Raw genomic sequence first — 2,326 nt, 5'->3', positions numbered from 1 at the left:
GGGGACAGCTGGACTACCGGATCACACTGGGCGTTGCGCCGGAGGGTGCGTTGACCCCGTTCCTCGCTGGGACGTACGCCCGGGTCAGCGGGCACTGAGGGCTTGGTCGCCTCGCTGACCAACCTCGGCGCAACCAGTTTCGGCATGGGCGCGCTCTTCTCCATCGCGGCGGCGCGTCCCGCATGAACGAGCACTTCAGGGTTTCCCGCCTTCGATCGACCAAGCTTTCGAAAAGTGTCAGTGGTGGGTTCTAGCGTTGGTGTCGTGGTTGCGGCAGTGGTGCCAGTCGAGGCACTCGAGCGGTCGCCGGAGCAGGATCCGGCGACCGGATGGCTGCGCCACATCCTCACCGGCCTCGGCCTGGAGTTCGCCGACTGCCGCGCGCACGAGACCGCCGACAGTCCGGCGTTGATCGACCAGATCGCCGTCCTGGAACAGATCCAGGCGGCCGCCGCCGCGGTGAAGGCGGCCAAGATCGTCCGGTTCCGGGAAGCCCAGATCGACGCCCAGCGTGGTGACGGCTGGGACCCCGCGACCGTCGGTCGCGGGATCGCCGACCAGGTCGCCCTCGCCTGCCACGTCTCCCCCACCGAAGGCTCCCGCCGGCTCGAACGCGCGTGGGCGCTCTGGCACCACCTGCCCGCCACCCTCGACCTGATGGCCCACGGCCGGTTGTCGGAGTGGGCCGCGCAGCAGGTCGTCACCGAGACCCGGCACCTCGACTCCACCACCCGCCGGACGGTAGACCGGAAGCTGGTCGACGACGACCGCATCGACACCCTCGGGGTGCGGGCCGTTCTGGTCCGGGCCAGGACCCGCGCCTACGCCGCTGACCCGGAGGGTTACACCGAACGCGGCAAGACCGAACGCAAACACCGCCGGGTCAGCATCCGGCCCGCCCCGGACACCATGACCTGGCTGTCGGGCTACCTGCCGGTCGAACAAGGCGTCGCCTGCGAGCTTGTCAAATTTTCTGTGTAAACGTTCGTTGATTCTTGGGCTTTCCTTGGTTTGTAGAGCCGGCTGTGGAGGTGGCTGAGGGCTTGTTGGAGCTGCTCGGTCAAGACGTCGCCGGCGGCCGGCTCGAGGACGCTGATCCGGACAACGGTTTCGTTGTCGATGCGGACGGAGTGGTCGCGGAGCAGGTCGTGGGCTGCGGTGAGCACTCTCAGCAGCTGGTGAGCTCGGTCCACGGTCAGGCTGAGCCGGGTCACAGCGCCGCGTCCAGGCGGCCGGGGAAGGCGATGGCGAGGGCGCCGAGGGCCTGGTTCCAGCCCTGCACGGTGCCGCCCTCGACGAGTCGGGGCGGTGCACTGCGGGACTCGCCCTTGGGCCGGCCGGCTTCCTTGGCGCGTTCGGCAGCTCGTTTGGCTTCGATGTCGCGGATCGCCAACCAGAGCAGTTTGATCACGGCGTCGTCGTTGGGGAAGTGGCCCCGGTTCTTGATGATCTTGCGGAGCTGGTAGTTCAGCGACTCGATGCTGTTCGTGGTGTAGATGATCCGCCGGACCTGAGGAGGGAACTCCAAGAACGGGATGAACCGCTCCCACGCGTTGCGCCAGGTCGCCACCGTGGCCGGGTACTTCTTGCCCCAGTTCGAGCCTTCGAAGATGTCGAGCTCGGCCGCCGCGGCCTCGATCGTCGCGGCGGTGTAGACGGGCCGCAGCGCCGCCGCCACGGCCTTCCGGTCGCTGTAGGAGATGAACCGCATCGAGGCCCGGATCAGGTGCACGACGCAGGTCTGCACGACCGCCTTCGGCCAGGTCGCCTCGATCGCGTCGGCGAAACCGGTCAGCCCGTCGCAGCACACGATCAGTGCGTCGCGGACGCCGCGGTTGCGCAGCTCGGACAGCACACCCAGCCAGAACTTTGCGCCCTCAACCGACTGCACCCAGATGCCCAGGACGTGCTTGATCCCGTCGGTGTCGACCCCGACCGCAATGTGCGCCGCCTTGTTCCGGACCTGGTGGTTGTCGCGGACCTTCACCACCAGCGCGTCGAGGTAGATGATCGGGTAGATCGGATCCAGCGGCCGGGCCTGCCAGGCGGCCACCTCCCCGGCGACGGCGTCGGTGATGTTGGAGATCGTCTCGTGCGACAAGTCGCTGCCGATCGTGGCCTGCAGATGGTGCTGAATGTCGCGGACCGTCATCCCCTTCGCATACAAGCTGATGACCATCTCCGAGAGGCCGTCGAGGCGTCGCTCGCCCTTCGGCACCAGCCTCGGCTCGAAGCTGCCGTTCCGGTCGCGGGGGGTGGCCAGATCGATGTCGCCGACCTCGGTGCCGAGCCGCTTCGGCGTCGACCCGTTCCGCGAGTTGCCGGA

At 68.0% G+C, this 2,326-nt stretch carries 2 protein-coding genes; one reads left to right on the top strand and one right to left on the bottom strand.

Annotated elements, in window-relative coordinates; all coding sequences use genetic code 11:
- The first annotated feature begins 264 nt into the window (after positions 1 to 264).
- Positions 265 to 981, top strand: a complete 717-nt coding sequence (locus VH969_RS13945) for a DUF222 domain-containing protein (RefSeq protein ID WP_331974155.1) — start codon at positions 265 to 267, stop codon at positions 979 to 981.
- Between the two features lie 229 nt (positions 982 to 1,210).
- On the opposite strand, the gene VH969_RS13940 is transcribed toward VH969_RS13945, so the two are convergent.
- A partial coding sequence (locus tag VH969_RS13940; RefSeq protein WP_331974154.1) for an IS256 family transposase occupies positions 1,211 to 2,326 on the bottom strand: 1,116 nt, incomplete at its 5' end.

It is taken from the genome of Actinophytocola sp., assembly GCF_036555685.1.
In the GTDB taxonomy this organism is placed as follows: domain Bacteria; phylum Actinomycetota; class Actinomycetes; order Mycobacteriales; family Pseudonocardiaceae; genus Actinophytocola.
Note: the sequence above shows the minus strand (reverse complement) of the source record. Positions and strands in the feature narration are given on the sequence as shown.